Origin of the sequence: Cognatilysobacter terrigena (assembly GCF_004361065.1) — a bacterium.
GTDB lineage: Bacteria > Pseudomonadota > Gammaproteobacteria > Xanthomonadales > Xanthomonadaceae > Cognatilysobacter > Cognatilysobacter terrigena.
In genome coordinates this window covers 71,312-94,273 of sequence record NZ_SELT01000012.1, presented here as the reverse complement: position 1 = coordinate 94,273, position 22,962 = coordinate 71,312, and the positions used below count along the sequence as shown (strand labels likewise).

General features: G+C 68.6%; 23 protein-coding genes. 18 read left to right on the top strand and 5 right to left on the bottom strand.

All coding sequences use genetic code 11. From position 1 onward, the window contains the following. The 3 genes from EVS83_RS09015 to EVS83_RS16060 all read left to right on the top strand — a co-directional run. Positions 1-2,697 (top strand): hybrid sensor histidine kinase/response regulator (locus tag EVS83_RS09015; protein WP_133500712.1); only part of this gene is annotated, 2,697 nt, incomplete at its 5' end. Then, a complete protein-coding gene (locus tag EVS83_RS09010) occupies positions 2,690-4,219 on the top strand; it encodes a chemotaxis protein CheB (protein ID WP_133500711.1) in 1,530 nt (509 codons plus the stop codon). The genes EVS83_RS09015 and EVS83_RS09010, both read left to right, overlap by 8 nt. An 11-nt stretch (positions 4,220-4,230) precedes the next feature. Next, complete coding sequence (locus tag EVS83_RS16060; RefSeq protein ID WP_246022830.1) at positions 4,231-4,974, top strand: chemotaxis protein CheW; 744 nt, start codon at positions 4,231-4,233, stop codon at positions 4,972-4,974. A 67-nt stretch (positions 4,975-5,041) separates the two neighbouring features. Here the strand turns inward: EVS83_RS16060 and EVS83_RS09000 are convergent, their stop codons facing one another. Together EVS83_RS09000 and bioA are read right to left on the bottom strand one after the other, a co-directional pair. Further along, positions 5,042-5,779: a 16S rRNA (uracil(1498)-N(3))-methyltransferase gene (locus EVS83_RS09000; protein WP_133500710.1), complete on the bottom strand. Its 738-nt coding sequence runs from the start codon at positions 5,777-5,779 to the stop codon at positions 5,042-5,044. Then, positions 5,770-7,197, bottom strand: a complete 1,428-nt coding sequence (gene bioA, locus EVS83_RS08995) for an adenosylmethionine--8-amino-7-oxononanoate transaminase (protein WP_133500709.1) — start codon at positions 7,195-7,197, stop codon at positions 5,770-5,772. Before bioA ends, EVS83_RS09000 begins: the two co-directional genes overlap by 10 nt. A gap of 44 nt (positions 7,198-7,241) precedes the next feature. Here bioA and nudE point away from each other — a divergent pair, with 44 nt between their 5' ends. The 3 genes from nudE to mazG are packed head-to-tail and all read left to right on the top strand — an operon-like array spanning position 7,242 to position 9,440. After that, entirely contained in the window at positions 7,242-7,790 is a 549-nt protein-coding gene (gene nudE, locus EVS83_RS08990) for an ADP compounds hydrolase NudE (protein ID WP_133500708.1), read from the top strand. Then, positions 7,783-8,616, top strand: a complete 834-nt coding sequence (gene cysQ / locus EVS83_RS08985) for a 3'(2'),5'-bisphosphate nucleotidase CysQ (RefSeq protein WP_133500707.1) — start codon at positions 7,783-7,785, stop codon at positions 8,614-8,616. Before nudE ends, cysQ begins: the two co-directional genes overlap by 8 nt. Before the next feature lie 2 nt (positions 8,617-8,618). Next, positions 8,619-9,440 (top strand): nucleoside triphosphate pyrophosphohydrolase, encoded by an 822-nt coding sequence (gene mazG / locus EVS83_RS08980; protein ID WP_133500718.1) that lies wholly within the window; start codon positions 8,619-8,621, stop codon positions 9,438-9,440. 46 nt (positions 9,441-9,486) lie between these two features. Here the strand turns inward: mazG and EVS83_RS08975 are convergent, their stop codons facing one another. Both EVS83_RS08975 and EVS83_RS08970 read right to left on the bottom strand, forming a co-directional pair. Continuing rightward, positions 9,487-9,789 carry an Mpo1-like protein gene (locus EVS83_RS08975; RefSeq protein ID WP_133500706.1) on the bottom strand — a complete coding sequence of 101 codons (303 nt, stop codon included), beginning with the start codon at positions 9,787-9,789 and terminating at the stop codon, positions 9,487-9,489. Between the two features lie 41 nt (positions 9,790-9,830). Then, entirely contained in the window at positions 9,831-10,169 is a 339-nt protein-coding gene (locus EVS83_RS08970) for a DMT family protein (protein ID WP_133500705.1), read from the bottom strand. 95 nt (positions 10,170-10,264) lie between these two features. Here EVS83_RS08970 and EVS83_RS08965 point away from each other — a divergent pair, with 95 nt between their 5' ends. From EVS83_RS08965 to EVS83_RS08945, 5 genes are all read left to right on the top strand, one after another. Beyond that, positions 10,265-10,975, top strand: a complete 711-nt coding sequence (locus tag EVS83_RS08965) for a response regulator transcription factor (protein ID WP_027081995.1) — start codon at positions 10,265-10,267, stop codon at positions 10,973-10,975. A 12-nt stretch (positions 10,976-10,987) separates the two neighbouring features. Next, positions 10,988-12,259: a sensor histidine kinase gene (locus EVS83_RS08960; RefSeq protein ID WP_133500704.1), complete on the top strand. Its 1,272-nt coding sequence runs from the start codon at positions 10,988-10,990 to the stop codon at positions 12,257-12,259. Between the two features lie 88 nt (positions 12,260-12,347). Beyond that, positions 12,348-13,904 (top strand): efflux RND transporter periplasmic adaptor subunit, encoded by a 1,557-nt coding sequence (locus tag EVS83_RS08955; RefSeq protein WP_246022829.1) that lies wholly within the window; start codon positions 12,348-12,350, stop codon positions 13,902-13,904. Further along, positions 13,901-14,650 (top strand): ABC transporter ATP-binding protein, encoded by a 750-nt coding sequence (locus tag EVS83_RS08950; protein ID WP_133500703.1) that lies wholly within the window; start codon positions 13,901-13,903, stop codon positions 14,648-14,650. The genes EVS83_RS08955 and EVS83_RS08950 overlap by 4 nt, the downstream gene beginning before the upstream one ends. Further along, a complete protein-coding gene (locus EVS83_RS08945) occupies positions 14,647-15,879 on the top strand; it encodes an ABC transporter permease (protein WP_133500702.1) in 1,233 nt (410 codons plus the stop codon). The genes EVS83_RS08950 and EVS83_RS08945 overlap by 4 nt, the downstream gene beginning before the upstream one ends. Before the next feature lie 50 nt (positions 15,880-15,929). Here EVS83_RS08945 and EVS83_RS08940 read toward each other — a convergent pair whose 3' ends face one another. Then, positions 15,930-17,117 (bottom strand): S8 family peptidase, encoded by a 1,188-nt coding sequence (locus EVS83_RS08940; protein WP_133500701.1) that lies wholly within the window; start codon positions 17,115-17,117, stop codon positions 15,930-15,932. A gap of 325 nt (positions 17,118-17,442) precedes the next feature. Between EVS83_RS08940 and EVS83_RS08935 the strand changes: the two genes are divergently transcribed. The 7 genes from EVS83_RS08935 (at position 17,443) to lgt (ending at position 22,961) form a co-directional block, all read left to right on the top strand. After that, positions 17,443-18,489, top strand: coding sequence for an isoaspartyl peptidase/L-asparaginase family protein (locus EVS83_RS08935; protein ID WP_425456086.1), 1,047 nt, complete (start codon positions 17,443-17,445; stop codon positions 18,487-18,489). Positions 18,490-18,628: 139 nt separating this feature from the next. Continuing rightward, positions 18,629-19,021, top strand: a complete 393-nt coding sequence (locus EVS83_RS08930) for a diacylglycerol kinase (RefSeq protein WP_133500699.1) — start codon at positions 18,629-18,631, stop codon at positions 19,019-19,021. A gap of 33 nt (positions 19,022-19,054) precedes the next feature. Further along, the gene (locus tag EVS83_RS08925; RefSeq protein ID WP_246022831.1) at positions 19,055-19,786 is read left to right on the top strand and encodes a TerC family protein; all 732 of its coding nucleotides are present in this window, start codon (positions 19,055-19,057) and stop codon (positions 19,784-19,786) included. Between the two features lie 82 nt (positions 19,787-19,868). Further along, complete coding sequence (locus tag EVS83_RS08920; RefSeq protein WP_133500697.1) at positions 19,869-20,603, top strand: LemA family protein; 735 nt, start codon at positions 19,869-19,871, stop codon at positions 20,601-20,603. Between the two features lie 10 nt (positions 20,604-20,613). Continuing rightward, positions 20,614-21,513 carry a TPM domain-containing protein gene (locus EVS83_RS08915; RefSeq protein WP_133500696.1) on the top strand — a complete coding sequence of 300 codons (900 nt, stop codon included), beginning with the start codon at positions 20,614-20,616 and terminating at the stop codon, positions 21,511-21,513. Then, positions 21,513-22,001: a TPM domain-containing protein gene (locus EVS83_RS08910; protein WP_133500695.1), complete on the top strand. Its 489-nt coding sequence runs from the start codon at positions 21,513-21,515 to the stop codon at positions 21,999-22,001. Before EVS83_RS08915 ends, EVS83_RS08910 begins: the two co-directional genes overlap by 1 nt. Positions 22,002-22,085: 84 nt before the next feature. Continuing rightward, positions 22,086-22,961 (top strand): prolipoprotein diacylglyceryl transferase, encoded by an 876-nt coding sequence (gene lgt, locus EVS83_RS08905; protein ID WP_133500694.1) that lies wholly within the window; start codon positions 22,086-22,088, stop codon positions 22,959-22,961. Position 22,962 lies beyond the last annotated feature (1 nt).

Here is a 22,962-nt window from a genome sequence, read left to right as displayed (position 1 = left end):
GAAGCCGCGCGTGCGGAAGCCGAGCGTGTCGCAGCCGAACAGGCCGAAGCGCGCCGCGTCGAAGAGGAACGTCTCGCCGCGGAGCGCGCGGAGCGCGAACGCGTCGAAGCCGAGCGTGCGGAAGCCGAGCGCGTCGAACGCGAACGTGCCGAAGCCGCGGAGCGCGAGGCCGCGCGTCAGGAAGCGCAGCGTGCCGAGGCCGAGCGTCTCGAACGCGTGGCGGCCGAACACCGCATGGCGGAGCAGGTGCGTGCGGCGATCGCCGCCGCGGCCGCCGCAGCGCAGTCCGGCGCGGCGATGCCGGACAGCGTCACCGACGAAGCCGACCCGGACGCGTCGCTCGACCTCACCGGTCTGGATCCGGAACTCGTCGACATCTTCGTCGAGGAAGGCGCGGATCTTCTCGACCATTCCGACGGCCTGCTCGCGCAGCTACGCCAGCAGCCGGACGAGCGCGAAACGCTGGTCGGCCTGCAGCGCGACCTGCACACGCTCAAGGGCGGTGCACGCATGGCCGGCATCATGGCGGTGGGCGAACTCGGCCACGTCATGGAATCGCTGCTCGAATCGGTCGTCGAACACCGCGGCGAACTCGGTCGCGACGGCATTCCGCTGCTGGAGCAGGGTTTCGATCGCCTGCATGCGATGGTCACGCGCGTCGGCGAACGCCGCGCGATCGGCATGCCGTTCGCGCTCATCGCGCAGTTCGAAGCGCGTGCGCGCGGCGAACGCATCGCGATGCCGGCATCCGTCGCGCAGCAGCCTGCGGCGCCTACGCCGGTCGCCCCGCAGCCGGTCACCGACCTCAAGCCGCTGTCGGCGCCGATCGGCGAGCAGCCTGCACTCACGGACGACGACGACATCGCCGTCCGCGCGCCGCAGGAGCAGGTGCGCATCCGCGCCGACCTGCTCGATCGCCTCGTCAATTACGCCGGTGAGGTCGCGATCTATCGCGCCCGCCTCGAACAGCAGCTCGGTGCGTTCCGTTCCGCCATCGGCGAAATGGAAGCGACGAACACGCGTATGCGCGACCAGCTGCGTCGTCTCGAAATCGAGACGGAAGCGCAGATCGTCGCGCGCTACCAGCGCGAGGACGTCGAAGCCTCGTTCGACCCGCTGGAGCTCGACCGCTTCTCCACGCTGCAGCAGCTGACCCGCGCGCTCTCCGAGTCCGCGGCCGACCAGACCTCGCTGCAGGCGACGTTCGACGATCTGACGCGTCAGTACGAAACGCTGCTGCTGCAGCAGTCGCGCGTGTCGTCCGAACTGCAGGAAGGCCTCATGCGCACGCGCAGGGTGCCGTTCGACGGCCTGCTGCCGCGCCTGCGTCGCGTCGTCCGTCAGGCGTCGGGCGAAACGGGCAAGCACGTGCTGCTCAAGCTGGAAGGCACGCAGGGCGAACTCGATCGCAACGTGCTGGAGCGCATGACCGCGCCGCTGGAGCACATGCTCCGCAACGCGGTTGCGCACGGCCTGGAATCGCCGGACAAGCGCGCCGCCGCCGGCAAGGCGGAAGAAGGCACGATCCGCATCGCGGTGCGCCGCGAAGGTTCGGAAGTCGTGCTGGAAGTCGGCGACGACGGCCGCGGCCTCGATCGCGAAGCGATCCGCCGTCGCGGCGTCGAGCGCGGCCTGATCCGCAGCGATGCGGTGATGGCCGAGTCCGACCTCGACATGCTGATCTTCGAGCCGGGCTTCTCGACCGCCGACGAAGTCAGCCGCCTCGCGGGTCGCGGCGTCGGCATGGACGTGGTCGCGTCGGAAGTGCGCCAGCTCGGCGGCACGATCGACATCCGCACCACCAAGGGGTCGGGCACGACGTTCACGCTGCGCCTGCCGCAGACGCTCGCGGTCACGCAGGCGGTCTTCGTGCGCATCGGCGAAACCGCGTTCGCGGTGCCGATCGCCTCGGTGCGCGGCGTCGGCCGTATCTCGCGCGACGAACTGGCCAAGGCGATGGCCAGCGAGGACGGTGGCACCTACCGCTACGGCGGCGAGGACTACGCGGTCCACGACCTCGGTCGCCTGCTCGGCCAGACCTCGGCGAAGGCCGAAGGCCTGCTGCAGGTGCCGCTGCTGCTGATCCGCGCCGGTGAACTGCGCGCCGCCGTCACCGTCGACCAGGTCATCGGCAACCGCGAAATCGTGGTGAAGCCGGTCGGCCCGCAGGTCGCCTCGGTGCCGGGCATCTTCGGCGCGACGATCATGGGCGACGGCCGCGTCGTCGTGATCCTCGACATCGCGCCGCTGGTGCGTCGCCAGGCCACGCTGCCGCGCGACTTCCAGCCGGTGTTCGTGCCGGTGGAAAAGCGCGCGGTGCCGCTGGTCATGGTGGTCGACGACTCGGTCACGATGCGCAAGGTCACCGGTCGCGTGCTTGAACGTCACGGCTACGAAGTCACGACCGCGAAGGACGGCATCGACGCGCTCGAACGCATGGCTGAACGCGTGCCGGACCTGATGCTGCTCGACATCGAAATGCCGCGCATGGACGGTTACGAGTTGGCCGGCGCGATGAAGAGCGATTCGCGACTGCGCGACGTGCCGATCATCATGATCACGTCGCGTACCGGCGAGAAGCACCGCCAGCGCGCGTTCGAACTCGGCGTCAACCGCTACCTCGGCAAGCCGTACCAGGAGCCCGAGCTGATGCGCAACGTCAACGAGTTGCTCGAGCAGGTGCATGCGCATGAGTGACACCAGCCGACGCGTCGCCCTCCTGGCGCGTCCCGGCGCGGCGCGCGACAGCGTGCGCGGCGCGCTGCTGGAAATCGGCGCGGACATCGTCGCGGAAGAGGATCCGGGCGCATCGTCGCCCGACGCGATCCGCGGCGCGTCGCCCGAAGTGCTGATGATCGTGCTCGATCCGGTCAGCGAAGCCGCGCTGGATCGTTTCGACAGCATGCTCGGCGACCCGGCCATCGAAGTGATGTTCGAGGAAGCCGACATCGCCGCGGCGCGCGAAGGCTGGGAAGCGGCGCGCTGGCGTCGCCATCTTGCCGCGAAGCTGCATCACCGCCAGGACGTGCTGCCGCCGGTGCATGGCGCCGAGGTGGTGCCGGCCATCGATCCGCTGTCGGTGCAGCTCGAAGAAATGATCTCCACCGACGACGCCGACTTCCCGCCGGCAGCGCAGGTGACGTTGCCGGTCGACGCCACCGGTGGCGAGGACTTCTCGGTGTTCGACCCGGCGCTCGCCGAAGCGGACGAACTGGATGTCGAGGAATACGTGCTTTCAGTGCACGGCCTCGAACTCGAGCCGAGCGCGGCCGATCTGCCGCCCCCGGAATCGATGGGTCTCGAACTCCAAGGCCCGGGCGACTTCGATGCGTCCAGCATCGATGCGCTGCCGCCGGTGACTGGTCCCGATTTCAGTGCGAGCGACTTCGATCCGCTGCTCGCCGAACTCGACGCCGAGCTGCCCGATCTGTCGCTGCCGGAAACGTCGACGCTGCCGGAGGCCGAATGGCAAGGCGGGCTGGTCGATGGTTTCGTGTCGGTCGAAGAAGTTTCGCTCGATGACGTTGCGCCTGCGCCGGCCGTTCCGCCGCCGCTGCCGTCGACGAGCTTCGGTGAGCTGAGCCTCGCAGACGACACCGCGCCGGTCGCGCATGCGCCGACGGGTGCGACGCGCGCGCACGACATCGGCGATCTCGAACGTCGTATTGCATCGCTGGAGCTGGTCGACGATACGAAGCCGACGTCCAACGGCGTCGTGCTGGTGCTCGCCGGTATCGGCGGCCCGGACGCGGTGCGCCAGTTGCTCGGCGCGCTGCCGGCGCGCTTCAGCAAGCCGGTCCTGATCCGCCAGCGCCTCGACGGTGCGCGCTACGACAAGCTCGTCGGCCAGCTGCAGCGCGCGGCGTCGCTGCCGGTCGCGCTCGCGCAGGCCGGCGATGCGATCCAGGGCGGCCAGATCTATGTGCTGGGCGACGACGTGGCCGTCTCCGAGGACGCCACCGCGTTCGCCGCCGGCGGCCTCGATGCACTGGTTGCCCGCATCCCCGCCGAAAAGAGCGCCGTGCTCGTCCTCAGCGGCGCGGATGCCGACGTGACCGACAGCCTCGCCGACCTCGCGACGCGTGGCGCCTTCGTCGGCGCCCAATCCGCCGATGGCTGTTACGACGCGACCGCGGCTTCCGCCGTCGCTGCACGCGGTGCCGTCACGGCATCGCCTTCCGAACTTGCTGCAGAACTCGCCGGCCGTTGGAGCCGCTGAGAGGTCCCGTCGTGTCCAAGAAGAAGAACCGTCACCGTCGACCGAACCCGCCGCAGGGGCAGGTTGCCGTCGCCCCGCACGCACAGCAGCAGGCTGTGGATTCGAGCGACGAGCTCGATGGCGCGGAGGACGTTGAGGACATCGACACGCCGGATGCGGAAGCCGAATCGGTCGTCGATGTCGTGCTCTCGCAGGCTTCGGCGCTCGGCGCGATCGAGCCCGATGCGGGCGAGGCGATGCCGGCACCGGCCGCATCCGCCGCACCATCGAACTCGACGCCGACGTGGATGCAGCAGGAAACCGGCGACATCCGAGGCGTGCTCATCCAGGTGGCCGGCGGCCGCCTGTTGCTGCCGAACGCGACGATCGCCGAGGTGCTGTCGTACGCAGAGCCGGAAAGCGATGGCAGCGGCGTCGACTGGCTGCTCGGACGCTTCCGCTGGCGCGGTTGGCAGATTCCGCTGATCGCGTTCTCGCGCATGGCGGGCATCGGCGAGGACAAGCCGGGTCTCGGCACCAAGGTCATCGTGCTGAAGGCGCTGGGCAGCGATCGCCGCATCCCGTTCTTCGCCATCGTGACGCAGGGCTTCCCGCGCCTCGTCACCGTGTCGCGCACCGCGCTCAGCATCGAATCGCAGGACGGCGACATGCCGTCGGGCGTGCAGGCCTACGTGCGCCTCAACGACGAGCCGGCGCTGCTGCCGGATCTCCTGCAGATCGAACAGCGACTGCGTGAAGCGCGCGAAGCCGCGTAACCGCCGATCGCATCCCGATCGCGAAAGGCCGCCTTCGGGGCGGCCTTTTTGCGTCTGCAGCTCGCCCTCAGACGAGATCGCCGAAGCGTGCCTGCAACGCCGCGATCGCCGCGAGACCCGCGGTCTCCGTGCGCAGGATGCGCGGCCCGAGACGCAGGCCGTCGAAACCCGCAGCGCGCAGCTGCTCGCGATCCAAAGGTGACCAACCGCCCTCGGGCCCGACGGCGACACAGATGGACGCCGCAGCGTCGAGCGACATCGTACGCAGCGAGTGGGTGCCTTCGGGATCGAGCAACAGACGCAACGCGTGCGGCGCGAGCGACGTCAACGCGGCGGCGAGCGAGACCGGCGCTGCGACCTCCGGTACTACGGCGCGTCCGCACTGCTCGCACGCCGACGCGACCACGCTGCGCCAATGGTCGAGACGCTTCGCTGCGCGATCGCCGTCGAGCTTCACGTCGCTGCGCTGCGACCACACCGGCAGGATGGAACCGACGCCGAGTTCCGTCGCCTTCTGCAGGATGAGGTCCATCTTTTCGCCCTTCGCCACACCCTGCAGCAGCGTGATGCGGAGCGGCGATTCGCGATCGATGCGCGTGGCGTCGCCGATGCGCAGGCGCGCGTCGCGCTTGCCGACCGCCACCAGCGTGGCCGCGTAGTCGTGGCCGTCGCCGTTGAAGACGATGCAGGCGTCGCCGGCGCCGAGTCGCAGCACGCGGGTCAGGTGTGCGGCGGGGCCGTCCGGCAGGGTGATTTCCGCGCCGGGCGACAGCGGTTGCGGCACGTGCACGCGGGTCAGGCGCATGTCGGGCCTCCGAACGCGGCGTCGATGGCACGGCGCGTCGTGTCGGCGAGCAGGTCGAGCGCGTCGTCGCCGATGCAGTAGGGCGGGAACCAGTAGAGAACGTCGCCGAGCGGGCGCAGCAGAACGCCACGCGCGACGGCTTCGCGATACGCGCGCAGGCCGCGGTTGCCGGCGATCTCGACGGCGGTGCCGTCGTGCGCGTCGGCATCGGTCGTCATCTCGATCGCGACCACCATGCCGGTCTGGCGCACGTCGACCACGCGAGGGTGGCTGCGGAAAGCGTCGGCGCGCTCGGCGAGCTTGCGCGCGGTGCCGACGTTGCGTGCGATCACGTCGTCGCTGTCAAAGATGTTGAGCGACGCCAGCGCCGCTGCGCAGCCGAGCGGATTGCCGGTGTAGCTGTGCGAATGCAGGAACGCGCGTTCGCGGCTGTCGTCGAGGAAGCCGTCGTAGATGCGCTGCGTGGTGAGCACCGCCGCGAGCGGCAACGAGCCGCCCGTCAGGCCCTTCGACAGGCACAGCAGATCCGGTGCGATGCCGGCCTGCTCGCACGCGAACATCGTGCCCGTGCGCCCGAAGCCGACCGCGATCTCGTCGGCGATGAGGAAGATGCCGTGCGCGTCGCAGAGCTGGCGCGCGCGCTGCAGATACGCGGGATGATGCATGCGCATTCCGCCCGCGCACTGGATCAGCGGCTCGAGGATCAGTGCACAGATGGTGTCGCCGTGTTCGGCGAGCATCGCCGCCAGCGCATCGGCGGCGCGGTGTGCGCGTTGCTCGGCGCTTTCGCCGTCCACGGCAAGGAACGCATCGGGCGACGGCGCGAACAGCGCTTCGGCGAGCAGCGGTGCATACACGCGGCGATACAGCGGGATGTCGCCGACCGCGAGCGCACCGAGCGTCTCCCCGTGATAGCTGCCTTCGAGCGCGACGAACCGGGTGCGCCGCGTCTCGCCCGCGTTGCGGAACCAGTGGAACGCCATCTTCAGCGCGACTTCGACGCCCGCGGAGCCGTTGTCGGCGAAGAACACCTTGGCGAGCGGCGCACGGTCCGCCTGCCTCGGCGCGATGGCGATCAGGCGCTCCGCCAGCTCGACTGCCGGCTCGTGCGTGCAGCCCGCGAGGATCACGTGTTCGAGCGTGCGCGCCTGCCGCGCAATGGCCTCGGCGATGCGCGGCTCGGCGTGGCCGTGGATGCATGTCCACCAGCTCGACACCGCGTCGAGATAGCGACGTCCGTCCATCCCGACCAGCCATTCGCGCTCGCCGCGCGCGATCGGCAGCAGCGGGAGCTGGTGCGGGTGCTCGCGCATCTGCGTGCACGGATGCCAGACGACGTCGAGGTCGCGGCGGCGCCAGGCGTCGGCCGGGCTTTCGCCGGCCCCTGCTAGGATCGTGTCGTGATCGAGCCTGTTCATCCCGCCATTATCCCGCGTCGCGCCGGCCCGCTGCCGAGGCCCGTATGAAGACGCTGCCGACCATCCACAGGGTCACCGAGCACGACGCGGGGCCGTACCGCATGGAGCGGCTCGATCTCGAGTTCAGCAACGGCGAGCGACGCCAGTTCGAGCGCCTGCACGGACGCGGCCATGGCGCGGTAATCGTCGTGCCGATGCTGGACGCCGATACCGTGCTGCTGGTGCGCGAATACGCGGCCGGCTTCCATCGCTACGAACTCGGGCTGGTGAAGGGCCGCATCGACGCGGGCGAAACGCCCGAACAGGCGGCCGATCGCGAGCTCAAGGAGGAGGCCGGCTACGGCGCGCGCTCGCTGTTGCGGCTGCGCGAGCTGTCGCTGGCGCCGACGTACATGAGCCACAGCGCGCAGCTCGTCATCGCGCGCGATCTCTACGAAGAGCGCCTGCCGGGTGATGAACCCGAACCGCTCGACCTCGTGCCGTGGAAGCTCGATGCCTTGCACGAGCTGATCCTGCGCGACGATTTTTCCGAAGGCCGCTCCATCGCGGCGCTGTTCATCGCCCGCGAGTGGCTGAGGTCGAACCATGGTTGATGCATCCCTGCGCGAGTCGGTGATCGCGCTGGCGGTCGAGGCCGCGCACGCGATCCTGCGCGTGTACGAAGCGGACTTCGACGTCGAGAGCAAGAAGGATCATTCGCCGCTGACGGAAGCGGATCTCGCGTCGCATCGTGTGATTGCCGATGGGTTGGCGCGCTTGACGCCGGACATTCCTGTGCTATCGGAAGAGGCGGAGCACAAGGTGGCGCCGGAGGTGCGTCGCGCGTGGTCGCGCCTTTGGATCGTCGACCCGCTCGACGGCACGCGCGAGTTCGTGAAGCGCAACGGCGAGTTCACGGTGAACATCGCACTGGTCGAGGACGGCGTCGCGACGTGGGGCGTGATCCAGGCGCCGGTGACGGGCGTCATCTGGCACGGCGGTGCGGCGCATGGCGCGTTCCGGCGCGAGCGTGTCGATGGCGATGATCATGCGATGCGCATCCAGTCGCCCGCCGGTACACCGATGCGGGTCGCGGCCAGTCGATCGCACAAGGACGGCCGCAGCGAAGCCTTCATCGCCGCGATGCGTGCGCGTGGTGACGTCGAACAACTCAATCTGGGCTCGTCGCTCAAGTTCTGTCGCATCGCCGAAGGCGGCCTCGATCTGTATCCACGCTTCGGCCCGACCTGCGAATGGGATACGGCCGCCGGGCAGGCGATTCTCGAAGGCGCGGGCGGGCAGGTGGTCGATCCGCACGGTCGCCCGCTGCGCTACAACGTCCGCGACACGCTGCTCAATGGCGACTTCATCGCGGTCGGCGATCCGCGGCTGCCGTGGCGCGATTGGACTGCGGCCGCGCAACAGGCGACGACGCGATGACGATGCCGGGCGATCCGCGCGACGTCGCGACGCTGCTCTCGATCATGGCCAAGCTGCGCAGTCCCGACGGCGGCTGCCCGTGGGACGTGCAGCAGACCTTCGCGACCATTGCGCCGTACACGATCGAGGAAGCCTACGAAGTCGCCGACGCGATCGAGCGCGGCGACCTGCACGACCTGCAGGGCGAGCTCGGTGACCTGCTGCTGCAGGTCGTCTTCCATGCGCGCATGGCGGAGGAGCAGGGCGCGTTCGCGTTCGGCGATGTCGTCGAATCGATCAACGACAAGATGGTGCGGCGTCATCCGCACGTGTTCGGCGATGCGTCATTCGCGGATGCCGAGGCGCAGACCGCGAACTGGGAAGCGATCAAGCGCGAGGAGCGCGCGTCGAAAGGCGAGGGCGATGCGTCGGTGCTCGCCGGCATCGCGCGCGGCTTGCCGGAATGGCAGCGCGCGGTGAAGCTGCAGAAGCGCGCGGCGACGATCGGATTCGACTGGCCCGGACCGGCGCCCGTCATCGACAAGCTGCACGAAGAGATTGACGAAGTGCGCGTCGAATTCGCTGCACTCGCGAGCGGCGACAACGCCGCGCACGATCGCCTGGAAGACGAGATCGGCGACCTGCTGTTTGTCGCCGCGAATCTCGCGCGGCATGCGAAGGTCGATCCGGGCGTGGCGCTGCGACGCGCGAACGCGAAGTTCGAGCGCCGCTTCCGTGCGATGGAAACGATGGCGGCGGAGGACGGCGTCGACCTCGCATCGCTCGACCTCGATGCGCAGGACGCCTACTGGAACCGCGCGAAGGCCGCCGAACGCGGCGGCTGACGCACTAGGCCGCACGCCGCGCGTCGTAGCGCCGTTCGGCGGCGCGTCAGAGCTTGACGCGGCCGGTGAGGATGTCCTTGAACATCACCCAGTCGCCTATCAGCGAATAGAGCGGATGCTTGAACGTGGCCGGTCGGTTCTTCTCGAACATGAAGTGCCCGACCCACGCGAAGCCATAACCGCACAACGGCGCGCCGATCAGCCAGCGCGCATCCCGCGTGACGATCGCTGCGACGACGAACAGCAGCACGCCGAGACTACCGACGAAATGCAGGCGTCGGCTGACCGGGTTCGCGTGTTCGGTGAGGTAGAACGGATAGAACTCGCGGAAGCTGGCGAAGCGGCGCATGGCGGACCTCCGGATCCGCCGTCGATCATGCGCCTGCACCGTCATTCGAGAAAGATCAGCCAGCCCGCGACGACGATCAACACGAAGCCGACGATGTGGTTCCAGCGCAGCGGCTGGCCGAGATACCAGATCGAGAAGACCGCGAAGACCACGAGCGTGATGATCTCCTGCATGCCCTTGAGTTGCGGCGCGCTGTAGACGTTGCTGCCGATGCGGTTGGCCGGCACCTGCAGGCAGTACTCGAACAACGCGATGCCCCAGCTGGCGAGGATCACCCACTTGAGCGGCGCGCTCTTGAACTTGAGGTGCCCATACCAGGCGAACGTCATGAAGATGTTGGAGCCGAGCAGCAGGAGGGGGCTGAGGATGCGTGCGTTCATCGAGGTCAGGGGTAGTTGAGTGAAATCACGGGTCTTCACAGCGTCTAGACTTGGCGGCGGGCACCTTTCACAAAACTGAAGGAGGGCTCCTCACCATGCAGACCAATCGCGACGGCGGCCTCGTCCTCATCATCGAGGACAACCGCAACATCTCCGAGATGATGGGCGAATACCTTGAAAGCCGTGGCTTCGAGGTGGATTACGCAGCGGACGGCCTCGACGGCTACCGGCTGGCCGCCGAGAACAGCTACGACGTGCTCGTGCTCGACCTGATGCTGCCGCGTCTGGACGGCGTCGAAGTGTGCAAGCGGCTGCGTGAGGAAGCGCGCAAGTCGACCCCGGTGCTGATGCTGACCTCGCGCGACACCCTCGACGAGAAGCTCACCGGCCTGTCCGCCGGCGCCGACGACTACCTGACCAAGCCGTTCGCCATCCAGGAGCTCGAGGCCCGCCTGCGCGCCCTGATCCGTCGCGAGCGCCGCCAGGTCGGTGGCGAGGTGCTGAAGGTCGCCGACCTCGTGCTCGACCCGGCCTCGCTCCGCGTGACCCGCGGGGGCGTTGAACTGCAGCTCTCGCCGATCGGCCTGCGCCTGCTGACGATCCTGATGCGCGAATCGCCCCGCGTGGTGAGCCGCCAGGAGATCGAGCGCGAGATCTGGGGCAACGGCCTGCCGGATTCCGACACGCTGCGCAGCCACCTCTACAACCTGCGCAAGACGATCGACAAGCCGTTCGACAAGCAGCTGCTGCACACCGTGCAGTCGGCCGGCTACCGGATCGCCGACATCTCGCAGCCGCCGGAGTAATCCGGCGACCGCATGCCGCACGGCCTTCCCCGCAAGATCAAGGTCGCGTTCATCGTCCAGGCTCTCGTCGCGAGCCTGGTGATGGCGTTCGGCATCGCGTGTGCCGAATTCGGCGTGCGGCATCTGCTGTTGCGAAGCCGGCTCGCCGACGAAGCCGCGAACGCGTGGTCGCAAATCGCAACTGCGCCAGCGGACCTTCCGCACAACGCGCGGATGGCGACGTACTACGTGCCGCGCGGCGGCGATGGCCACGACGTTCCGGCCAACCTGCGCGGCCTGCGTCCGGGCTACCACATCCCCATGTGGGGCCCGCCGGCCGTGCTCGTGCAGGAGCGCCCGACCGGCCGCGTCTACGTCAACTTCGACCCCGAATACAGCGATCGCGCGGTGTTCTGGACGGGCGGCCTCAGCCTGCTGCTCGCGTTGCTGGTGACCTACGTGTCGGCGTGGCTGACGTATCGGACCTCGAAGCGGATGGTCGCGCCGGTGAGTTGGCTGGCGCACATCGTGTCGCGCTGGGATCCGATCGCGCCGAGTCCCGGCCTGCTGTCGCCGCAGAACCTGCCGATCGATTCGGGCATGGAAGTACGACGCCTCGCGCACGCGCTGCGCGGCATGGCCGGGCGCGTCGCGGAGTTCGTCGATCGCGAGCGCCAGTTCACGCGCGATGCGAGCCATGAATTGCGCACGCCGCTCACCGTCATCCGCGTCGCGTCCGACATCATGGCCGGCGACAGCGAATTGCCGGAGCGTTCGCGACGCGCGGTCGGCCGCATCCAGCGCGCCGGGCAGGACATGCAGTCGGTCATCGACGCGTTCTTCATCCTCGCGCGCGACGCCGAGATCGAAGCCGAAAGCGAACGCTTCGACGTGCACGAGGTGGTCGACGACGAGGTCGAAGTCGCGCGTGCGCAGATCGGCAACAAGCCGGTCGAACTCGTGGTCCGCGACGAGGGCGGCGGATTCATCGATGCGCCGCGCCGCGTGCTGTCGCTGATGGTCGGCAACCTGTTGAGCAATGCGGTCCGCTTCACCGAGGCTGGGCGCGTGGAAGTCGTGCTCGCGCCGGACCGCATCGAAGTGCGCGATACCGGCGTCGGCATGAGCCACGAGACGCTCGCCAAGGCGTTCGATGCGTTCTACCGCCACGACCGCGATGCCGCCGACGGAATGGGCATCGGCCTGTCGATCGTTCGCCGCCTCGGTGAGCGCTTCGGGTGGACCGTCGAGCTCGAGAGCGCGCCGGGCGAAGGGACGATCGCGACCATCCGGCTTCGTCGTTAATCCCTGGTAAGTCGCTGTCAACGGCGGGCGCACTCGTGCGTTAGCGGTCGTTGACGCCCCCTTGCACTCCGTCACCGACAGTCCCCGCATGAGTCGACCCGGTTCCGCCGTTCCCCGCCCCGCGCGCCGCCGCGGCCCGTTGATCCTGATCGCGCTCGTCGTGCTGGCCGTCGCCGGCGGATGGGCGTGGAAGCACCACAAGGCCTCGGCCAGCACGGCCGACAGCGGCTACCGCACGGCGAAGGTCGATCGCGGCGACATCCGCGTCGTCATCTCGTCGACCGGCCAGCTCAGTGCGATCTCCACGGTCGTCGTCGGCTCGGAAGTCTCGGGCAAGGTGACGGACGTCTACGTCGACTACAACGATCACGTGCAGAAGGGCCAAGTGCTCGCGCGCATCGATCCCAGCACGTACGAGGCGCAGATCGCGCAGGGCAGCGCACAGATCGCCGCGGCGCAGGCGAACGCGACGGAAGCCGCGGCGGCGCTGCGCAATGCGGAGATCGACTATGCGCGCAAGGCGCAGCTCGGCAAGGACAAGCTCGTCGCGCAGTCCGACGTCGACCTCGCGCGCAGCACGCTCGAACGCGCGCGCGCGTCGCTCGCGGCCAATCGCGCGCAGATCGCGCAGCAGCAGGCAGGCACGCGCACCGCGCGCGTGAATCTCGGTCGTACCGAGATCCGCTCGCCGGTCGATGGCGTGGTGCTGACGCGCAGTATCGAGCCGGGCCAGACGGTCGCCGCGAGCCTGCAGGCGCCGGAGCTGTTCAAGCTCGCGGAAGACCTGTCGAAGATGAAGATCGAACTCGTCGTCGACGAAGCCGACATCGGCCAGGTGACGCCCGGCCTGCGTGCGACGTTCACCGTCGATGCCTATCCGGACCGCAAGTTCGTCGGCCAGGTGTCGCAGGTGCGGCTGTCGGCGACGACGACCAACAACGTGGTGACGTATCCCGTCGTCATCGAGGTCGACAACCGCGACGGCAAGCTGCTGCCGGGCATGACGGCGAATGCCGAGATCGAAGTCAGCAGCCGCGACAACGTGCTTCGCGTGCCGAACGCGGCGCTGCGCTACAAGCCGACCGACGAAGAGACCGCGGCGATGCAGGCGAACGCCCAAGGCGGCCCGCAGCAGGGCGGCGGCGGTCGCATGGGCATGACCGACGACCTGCAGAAGCTCGCGACGTCGCTCGGTCTCTCCGCCGAACAGAAGGCGGCGTTCGACGCGCAGGTCGAGCAGATGCGCCAGCGCCAGCAGGCGCGCATGGCGCAGGCGCAGCAGCAGGGCGGCGGCAGCGCGCTGTTCGGCGGCGGCCCGGGTGGCGGTCGCGGCGGTGGCGCACCCGGCGGCGGCCAGGGCGGCGGCGACAGCGGTGCGATGCGTCAGCGCATGGCCGAACGCATGACGCAGCAGTTCGCGTCGTTCCGCGCCACGCTCAACGCCGACCAGCAGCAGCGCTGGGATCGAGGTATCGACCAGTTGCTCGCGGCGCGTCGCGCACCGCTGTACCTGCTCGTCAACGGCAAGCCGAAGATGACGATGGCGCGCCTCGGTGCGAGCGACGGCTCGTACACGGAAGTGTCCGGCGGCGGCATCAAGGAAGGCGACACCGTCATCACCGGCGCGGAGCGCAAGGCAAAATGACCGACGCCGTCATCGAGACGCGCGGACTCGGCAAGGTCTACTCCCCGGGCAGCGAGGCCGAAGTGGTCGCGCTGCGTGGCGTGGACCTGGTGATCGGCCGCGGCGAGTTCGTCGCGATCATGGGGCCGTCGGGTTCGGGCAAGTCGACGCTCATGAACCTGCTCGGTTGCCTCGACACGCCGAGCGAAGGCGTCTACCTGTGCGACGGCGTCGACGTCTCGACGCTCGACGCCGAACAGCGCGCGCAGCTGCGCCTTCGCACGATCGGTTTCGTGTTCCAGGGCTTCAACCTGCTGACGCGGCTCGACGCGCTCGAGAACGTCGCGATGCCGCTCGGCTATGCCGACATCGCCAAGGCCGAACGCCTGCAGCGCGCGCAGGAGGCGCTCGAAGCGGTCGGCCTCGGCGCGCGCGTGCACCATCGGCCGAGCGAGTTGTCGGGCGGCCAGCAGCAGCGCGTCGCGATCGCGCGTGCGCTGATCAATCGTCCGCCGGTGCTGCTGGCCGACGAACCCACCGGCGCGCTCGACACCAAGACCGGCGAGGAGATCCTCGCGCTGTTCAAGACGCTGCGCGACGACGGGCACACCGTCGTGCTGATCACCCACGACCCGGAAGTCGCCGCGCACGCCGATCGCGTGTTCGTCATGCGCGACGGCGAGCTGCATCCGCAGACCGACGAAACGCGGGTGCCGGACATCGCGCCGCCGACGCACGCCGGCCCGTGGACGGAGGGCGCGACATGAGACTCGCTGAAACGCTCCGTACCGCGACGTTCTCGCTGCGTGGCAACTGGCTGCGCAGTGCGCTGACGTCGCTGGGCGTGATCATCGGCATCGCCGCGGTGATCGTGATGGTGTCGGTCGGGCAGGGCACGCAGGCCGAAATCGACAAGCTCGTCTCCGGCCTCGGCTCGAATCGTCTCGACGTGATGCCGGGACAGGGTCGCGGCTTCGGCGGCATTCGCATGTCGTCGAGTTCGTTCTTCACGCTCAACGATGGCGATGTCACCGCGATCCGCCACGAGATTCCGGAAGTGCAGTACGTCTCCGGTTCGCTGCGCGGCAACACGCAGGTGGTGTTCGCGGAGAACAATGCGTCGACGTCGTGGCAGGGCGTCGAAGCCGATTGGTTTTCCATCAACGACTGGGTGCTCGCTAGCGGCGAGGGCTTCCAGCAGAACGATTACGCCGGCGGCAAGTCGGTGATCATCGGCGAGACGGTGCGACGCGAGCTGTTCGGCGACGAAGAAGCGGTCGGCCAGACGATCCGCCTCGGCCGCGTGCCGTTCACCGTCGCGGGCGTCCTGAAGGCGAAGGGGCAGGGCGGGTTCGGCCAGGACCAGGACGATCTCGTCGTGGTGCCGCTGGAAACCGCGCGTCGTCGCCTGATGGGCGCGATGGGTTTGCCGGCGGGCGCGGTGATGCAGATCGCTGTCGGCGTTGGTGATGCGAAGGATCTCGACTACGCGCAGAGCGAGATCGAAGGCCTGCTGCGCCAGCGGCACAAGATCCAGCCGGGCGACGAGGACGACTTCAACGTCCGCAACATCGCCGAAGTCGTGGCGACGCGCACCCAGACGACCAAGCTGATGTCGCTGCTGCTCGGCGCGGTCGCGAGCATTTCGCTCATCGTCGGCGGCATCGGCATTATGAACATCATGCTGGTGTCGGTCACCGAGCGCATTCGCGAGATCGGTTTGCGAATGGCGGTGGGTGCGGGGCCGCGCGACATCCAGCGCCAGTTCCTTGCGGAAGCCATGCTGATCTCGCTGATCGGTGGCGCACTCGGCATCGCGATCGGCGTGATGGGGGCGCTCGCCGTCGGCAAGTTCGGTTCGCTGCCGGTCAAGCTCGACAGCAGCGTCATCCTGCTCGCCGCGGGGTTCTCGATCGCGACCGGCCTGTTCTTCGGCTTTTACCCGGCGCGCAAGGCGTCGCGGCTCGATCCGATCGAAGCGTTGCGTTCGCAGTGACGCAAAAAGGAAGGCGGCCCGAAGGCCGCCTTCCCGTCACGCGACGAGGTTCAACGCGAGTACAGCAGGATGTTCGGCGAACCGCTGCCCGGGCTGGTGACCTTGCCCGTCGTCCCGTTCGTCGTCAGCCAGCTGCGCACCTGCGACGGCGTCGCCGACGGCACGCGCTGCAGGTAGAGCGCCGCGGCGCCCGCGACGTGCGGCGAGGCCATCGACGTGCCGCTGATCGTGTTGGTCGCGGTCGTGCTCGTGTACCACGCCGAGGTGATCGAGCTGCCCGGTGCGAACAGGTCGAGGCAGCCGCCGTAGTTCGAGTACGACGCACGCGCATCGCTCGACGTGGTCGCGCCGATCGTGATGGCGCCCGCGGCACGCGCCGGCGAGTAGTTGCACGCGTTCGACGCGTCGTTGCCCGCGGCGACCACGACGGCCACGCCCGAGTTCGACAGGTTGTTGACCGCCGTGTCGACGGCCGACGACGCACCGCCGCCCAGCGACATGTTCGCCACGGCCGGCTTCACCGCGTGTGTGCGCACCCAGTCGATGCCCGCGATCACGCCCGAGTTGGTGCCCGAGCCGCTGCAGTCGAGCACGCGCACCGGAACGAGCGTCACCGACTTCGCGACGCCGTAGGTCGAGCCGCCGATCGTGCCGGACACGTGCGTGCCGTGGCCGTTGCAGTCGGTGGTGCCGCGACCGTCGCTGATCGCGCTGTAGCCCGCGGCGACGCGGCCGCCGAACTGCGAATGCGACGACAGGATGCCGGTGTCGATGACGTACGCACGCACGCCCGAACCGGTGTAGTCATAGACGTACGTGCCGTTGAGCGGCAGCGAGCGCTGGTCGATGCGATCGATGCCCCACGTGGCGCCGCTCTGCGTGCCATCGGCGGTGACCACGGCGTCTTCTTCGATGAAAGCAACGCGCGGATCCTTGAGCATGCGCGCGATCGTCGCTTCCGGCGCACGCACCACGAAGCCCTGGACGGCATTGCGATAGACCATCCCGACATCGCCACCGAACTTCGAGGCGAGATCGACCGTCGCGTTCTCGGCGGCCTTGGCGAGGCCCGCTTCGCGTGCGAGCCCGGCCTGCACCGGCAGGCGCGATGTGTTGAGCACGACGATGTACTGGTTGTCGATGCGTCCCTTGGCTGCACGGACGAGAGTGCCGGCGTTCGCGGCGGTGGCGGTGAGGGCCAGGGAAATGGCGAACGCGAGTACGGACTTGCTGTTCATTGCTGCTCCATCAGAAGTGGGGGAAGACGCGCATCACCGTGACGCGCGCCACAGCGCCGGGGGCAGGTCCGACGCGGCGTCGACAATCCGAACGCGGCTTGAACGCTGTCAACCGTCGCTGTCCGCCGAAACTGAAGAAACTCGTTTAAGCGTGCTCGACCACCCCGGTGTTCTGTTGAGACGGTGCTGAAAATCAGGCGTTTTAAACGGTATTGGGCGGGCGTTGCGGCCGTGGCATTCCTTCAGTGTCGTGATGCTCCGGTCAAGATCTGTGTTGCGTTGCAACGCGCGAATCGGCGCTCGCATCGGCCATCGAGCGGCCGTTATGCTCGACCGATCCGATCGGAGCCTGACCATGCGTCGCTATGCGCCTCTTCTCCTGCTCGCCCTTGCCATGACCGCCCACGCACAGACCGCCGCACCCGCCGCGCGCACCGCGCTCGTCATCCACGGCGGCGCCGGATTCGTGCCCAAGGAAACGCTGAGCGATGCGGACCAGAAGGAGATCCGCGACACGCTCAATCGCGCGCTCGACGCGGGCAACGCCGTGCTGCAGAAGGGCGGTACTGCGGTCGATGCGGTGCAGGCGTCGATCCTCGTGCTCGAGGAGTCGCCGCGCTTCAACGCGGGTAAGGGCGCGGTGTTCAACGCCAAGGGTGGGCATGAACTCGACGCGTCGATCATGGAAGGCCACACACGTCGTGCAGGCGCAGTGGCGGGCGTCACCACCGTGCGTAACCCGATCAAGCTCGCGCGTGCAGTGATGGAGCGCAGCCCGCACGTGATGCTCGCGGGCGCCGGTGCAGAAGCGTTCGCGGACACGCAGAAGGACATCGAGCGCGTTCCGAACAACTGGTTCGACACGCCCATGCGCAGGCAGCAGCTCGAAGAGGCGCAGAAGAAGGAAGCCGCGCAGAAAGCCGCGGTGATCGAAGGTGACGACGGCAACGTGCGTCGCTACCTCGGCACGGTCGGGGCGGTCGCGCTCGACAAGGCCGGCCACATCGCGGCCGGCACGAGCACGGGCGGCATGACGAACAAGCGCTGGGGCCGCGTCGGCGATTCCCCGATCATCGGCGCCGGCACATGGGCGGATGATCGCTGCGGCGTGTCGGGCACGGGCTGGGGCGAGTTCTACATCCGCGCGAACGCGGCCCGCGACATCTGCGCGCGCGTCGAGTACACGAACGTGCCGCTGGCGCAGGCGGCGGACGAGGTCATCAACAAGATCATTCCCGCGATGGGCGGCGACGGCGGGGCGATCGCGCTCGACCGCGACGGCAACATCGCCATGCCGTTCAACAGCGGCAGCATGTTCCGCGGCTGGATCCGCCCGGACGGCAGTCGCGGCGTCGCGATTCACGAGAACTGAGCGGCCGCCGCCCCGGCACGGGTCCGCTGCGACGGCCCGTGCCACAATCGGCCCCGGCGCGACCGGGGATCCGCGCCGCATCGTGCAGCCGCAGGGACGGGCGGTGCCCCGGACCGGCCGTCGTCACGAGAGCAACGCCATGGCCGACACCGTCGGACACCTGCCGCGGCATCCGCTGCGCATCATCAAGGCCACGCAGTGGTCCCTGCAAGGCCTGCGCGCCGCGTGGACCCACGAATCCTCGTTCCGCCTCGAGGTATGGCTGTTCGCCGTCCTCGCGCCGCTGGCCTGGTACCTCGGCCAGACGGGCGTCGAGCGCGCGCTGCTGATCGGCTCGATGCTCGCGGTGATGGCGGTGGAACTGCTGAATTCCGCGATCGAGGCCGTGATCGAGCGTTACGGCGCCGAGCACCACGAACTGGCCGGCCGCGCCAAGGACATGGGCTCCGCCGCGGTCTTCGTGATGATGCTCAACGTGCTCGTGACGTGGGGCGCCATCCTGCTGCCACGTCTGTCCGCCCACGCCGCGTAAACTGCGCGGCCCGATGAAGGACGGACGCCGATGATGGAGATGCTGCTCGATCCCCAGACCTGGATCACGCTGGTGACGCTGAGCACCATCGAGATCGTATTGGGCATCGACAACCTGGTCTTCATCTCGATCGCAGTGAGCCGCCTGCCGTCGACCTCGCGGGATCGCGCACGTCGCTTCGGCATCGCCGTCGCCTGCATCACCCGCATCGCGTTGCTGCTCACGCTGGCATGGCTGGCCGGCCTGACCGATCCATTGTTCCAGCTCTTCGGCCACGGCATTTCGATCCGCGACCTCGTGCTGATCGTCGGCGGCCTGTTCCTTCTCGTGAAGGGCACGGGCGAGATCAAGGACCTCATCGTCGGCGAGGCCGAGGAAGAGGACGTGCGCACCAAGCCGGCCGCGTCGTTCGGGCTCGTCATCGCGCAGATCGCGGTGATCGACATCGTGTTCTCGCTCGACTCGGTGATCGCGGCCGTCGGCATGGCCAACCAGCGCATCGTCATGGTCAGCGCGATCCTGCTGGCGGTCGCGGTGATGCTGCTGGCGTCGAAGCCGTTCGGGCGCTTCATCGACGCGAACCCGTCGATCAAGATGCTGGCACTCGCCTTCATCGTGCTGGTCGGCGCGTACCTGATCGTCGAAGGCTTCGGCCTGCACATCCACAAGGGCTACATCTACGGCGCGATGGCGTTCTCGGCCGTGGTCGAAGGCCTGAACCTGACCATGCGTCGGCGCGCGGCGGCGCGACAGCTCCAGCCCTAGCGCGGGCGGCCGTCACGTCGTATTTATTGCCGCTGCCGGTAACGTGCCGCCGGTAGCGCCGATCCCACGACGAGGCTCCCCCATGCGCAAGCTGCTCTCCGCATTCCTGCTGCTCACGCTGACCGTGCTGCTCAGCGGTTGCGGCTACAACACGATCCAGCAGAAGGACGAAGCGGTGAACGCCGCCTGGTCGCAGGTGCTGAACGTCTACAAGCGTCGCGCGGATCTCGTGCCCAACCTCGTCGCGACGGTGAAGGGTTACGCGAGCCACGAGGAGCGCGTGCTGACCGAAGTGACCGAAGCGCGTTCGCGCGTCGGCAGCATCAACGTCAATGCGAACGACCCGAACTCGCTCGCCCAGTTCCAGGCCGCGCAGGCGCAGCTGCAGAGCGCGATCGGCCGCCTGCTGGTGGTCAGCGAGAACTACCCGCAGCTCAAGGCCGACCAGAACTTCCTGCAGCTGCAGGCGCAGCTGGAAGGCACCGAGAACCGCATCACGGTCGAGCGTCAGCGCTACATCCAGACGGTGCAGGACTACAACACCTACATTCGCCAGTTCCCGACCAACATCACCGCGAAGATGTTCGGCTACAAGCCCAAGCCGAACTTCACGGTCGAGAACGAAGCGCAGATCTCGAACGCCCCGAGCGTCGATTTCTCGACGCCGCCGCCGGTGAACACCGCACCGGCCGCACCCGCGACGACGCCTGCCGCGCCCGCGCCGCAGGCCCTGCCGCCGGCGAACCCGCAGCCGTCGACGCAGCCGAACCCGACGCCGGCGCCGGCCACGAGCCCCGGTCCGCAGACGCAGGGCTGATCGACCGCCGATGCGTGCGCGTTCGCTCCTCGCCGTCGCGATCGTCCTCTTCGCGACGGCGTTCGCCGCACTCGCGCAGCAGCTCGCGCCGATCCCGCCGCTGACCTCGCCGGTGCTCGACACCACCGGCACGATCGACGTCACCACGCGCCAGCAGCTCGAGCAGCAGGCGCTGGATCTGCAGAAGCGCAAGGGCGCGCAGCTGCAGATCCTGATGATTCCGACCACGCAGCCGGAAGACATCGCGCAGTACGCGACGCGTGCGTTCGACCAGTACAAGCTCGGCCGTCAGAAGACCGACGACGGCGTGCTCGTCATCGTCGCGAAGGACGACCATCGCGCGCGCATCGAGGTCGGCTACGGGCTCGAAGGCGCGATTCCGGATGCCATCGCCAGCCGCGTCATCAACGAATACATGGCGCCGCACTTCAAGCAGAACGATTACGCCGGCGGCCTGGTCGACGCGACCAAGGTGCTGACGCAGATCATCGACGGTGAAGCACTGCCGCCGCCGATGGCGGCGCAGGACACCACCGGCAGCCGCGTCGCCTCGCACGGTAATCCGATCTTCGCGCTGTTCGCCGCCTTCATCGTCGCGCAGATGGTGCGCGGCCTGTTTGGCGGCACGCCGGCATTTTTCCGCGGAATCGCCGGCGGTCTGGCGGCCGGCGCGATCGCCTGGCTGCTCGCGAGCGTGTTCATCGGCGGCATCGGCGCCCTGATCGGCTTCTTCATGGGCCTGTCGGGCGGTCGCCGCGTGCGTTACGCCCGCGATGCCGGATTCGGCGGCTGGTGGGGCGGCGGTGGTTTCGGTGGGGGCGGCTTCGGAGGCGGTGGCTTCGGCGGCGGAGGCGGCTGGGGTGGGGGCGGCGGCATGAGCGGAGGCGGCGGCGCCTCGGGGAGCTGGTGATGCGCGCGCTTCGGCATCTGTTCGCACCGTCCTCGGCGCGGGTGTTTCCGCCCGACGCGCTCGAACGCATCGCCAATGCCATCGCCGCGAGCGAAGCGCGCCACACGGGCGAGATCTGCTTCGCCGTGGAGGCCGCGCTGCCTTTGCGCCTCGCGCTGGTCGACCATGCGCCGCGGGAGCGGGCGGTCGAGGTGTTCACGCGCCTGCGCGTCTGGGACACCGAGGCCAACAACGGCGTGCTGGTCTACATGCTGCTGGCCGACCGCGCGATCGAGATCGTTGCCGATCGCGGCTTCGCCGGTCGCGTCACCGACGACGAGTGGGCGGCGATCTGCCGCGAACTCGAAACCGCGATGCGCGCGGGCGAGACCGAAGGCGGCGTGATGCGTGCGATCGAGGCGATCTCGTCGCTGCTGGAACGGCATTTCGCCCGTCCCGCCGGCTACGTCGACAGCAACGAGCTCCCGGATCGTCCGCATCTGCTCTGAGCCGGCCGACCCGGTCGATCGGGCCATGACGCGGGGCCGTGCAGCGGCGACAATGGCGGCCACTTCCGCCGTCGGCCCGACCTGATGACGTATCTGCACGACATCGACCCGATCGCCCTCCACCTCGGTCCGGTGCAGGTGCACTGGTACGGGGTGATGTACATGCTCGGGTTCATCGCCGCCTGGATGCTCGGCCGCCGCCGCATCCGCGCGGGTCGCCTGCCCGGCATCGACGAGCAGGCATTCGGCGACCTGCTGTTCTACGCGATGCTCGGCGTCGTGCTCGGCGGGCGCATCGGCTACATCCTGTTCTACGCCTTCGGCGACTTCCTCAAGAATCCGCTGATGCTGGTGCGGATCTGGGAAGGCGGCATGAGCTTCCACGGCGGGCTGCTCGGCGTCATGGCGGGCGTGTGGTTCTGGTGCCGCCGCCGACGCGTGCATTTCATGGATGCGATGGATTTCGTCGCGCCGCTCGTGCCTCTGGGCCTGGGCTTCGGTCGCATCGGCAACTGGATCGGCGGCGAGCTGTGGGGCAAGCCCACGGGCGGCAGCTGGGGCGTGATCTTCCCGCGTAGCCTGCCGGACCCGTACCTGCACATGCCGATGCAGCAACTGCGCGAACTGCACGCGAAGGGCGCGCTCGACGTGTTCGCGCGTCACCCGTCGCAGCTGTACCAGGCGATGCTCGAAGGCGTGGTCATGGCGTCGGTCCTGTGGTGGTACTCGAGCCGGCCGCGCCCGCGTTATGCCGTTGGCGGAATGTTCGCGCTGCTCTACGGCTTGTTCCGCTTCCTCGTCGAATTCGTGCGCATGCCCGACGAGCAGATCGGCTATATCGCCTGGGGTTGGCTCACCGAAGGCCAGCTGCTGAGCGTTCCGCTGATCGTGCTCGGCGTGTTCTGGCTCTGGTTGTCGCGCCGCCAGCCGACGTTGCAGCCCGCACCGCAGGCGAGCTGAG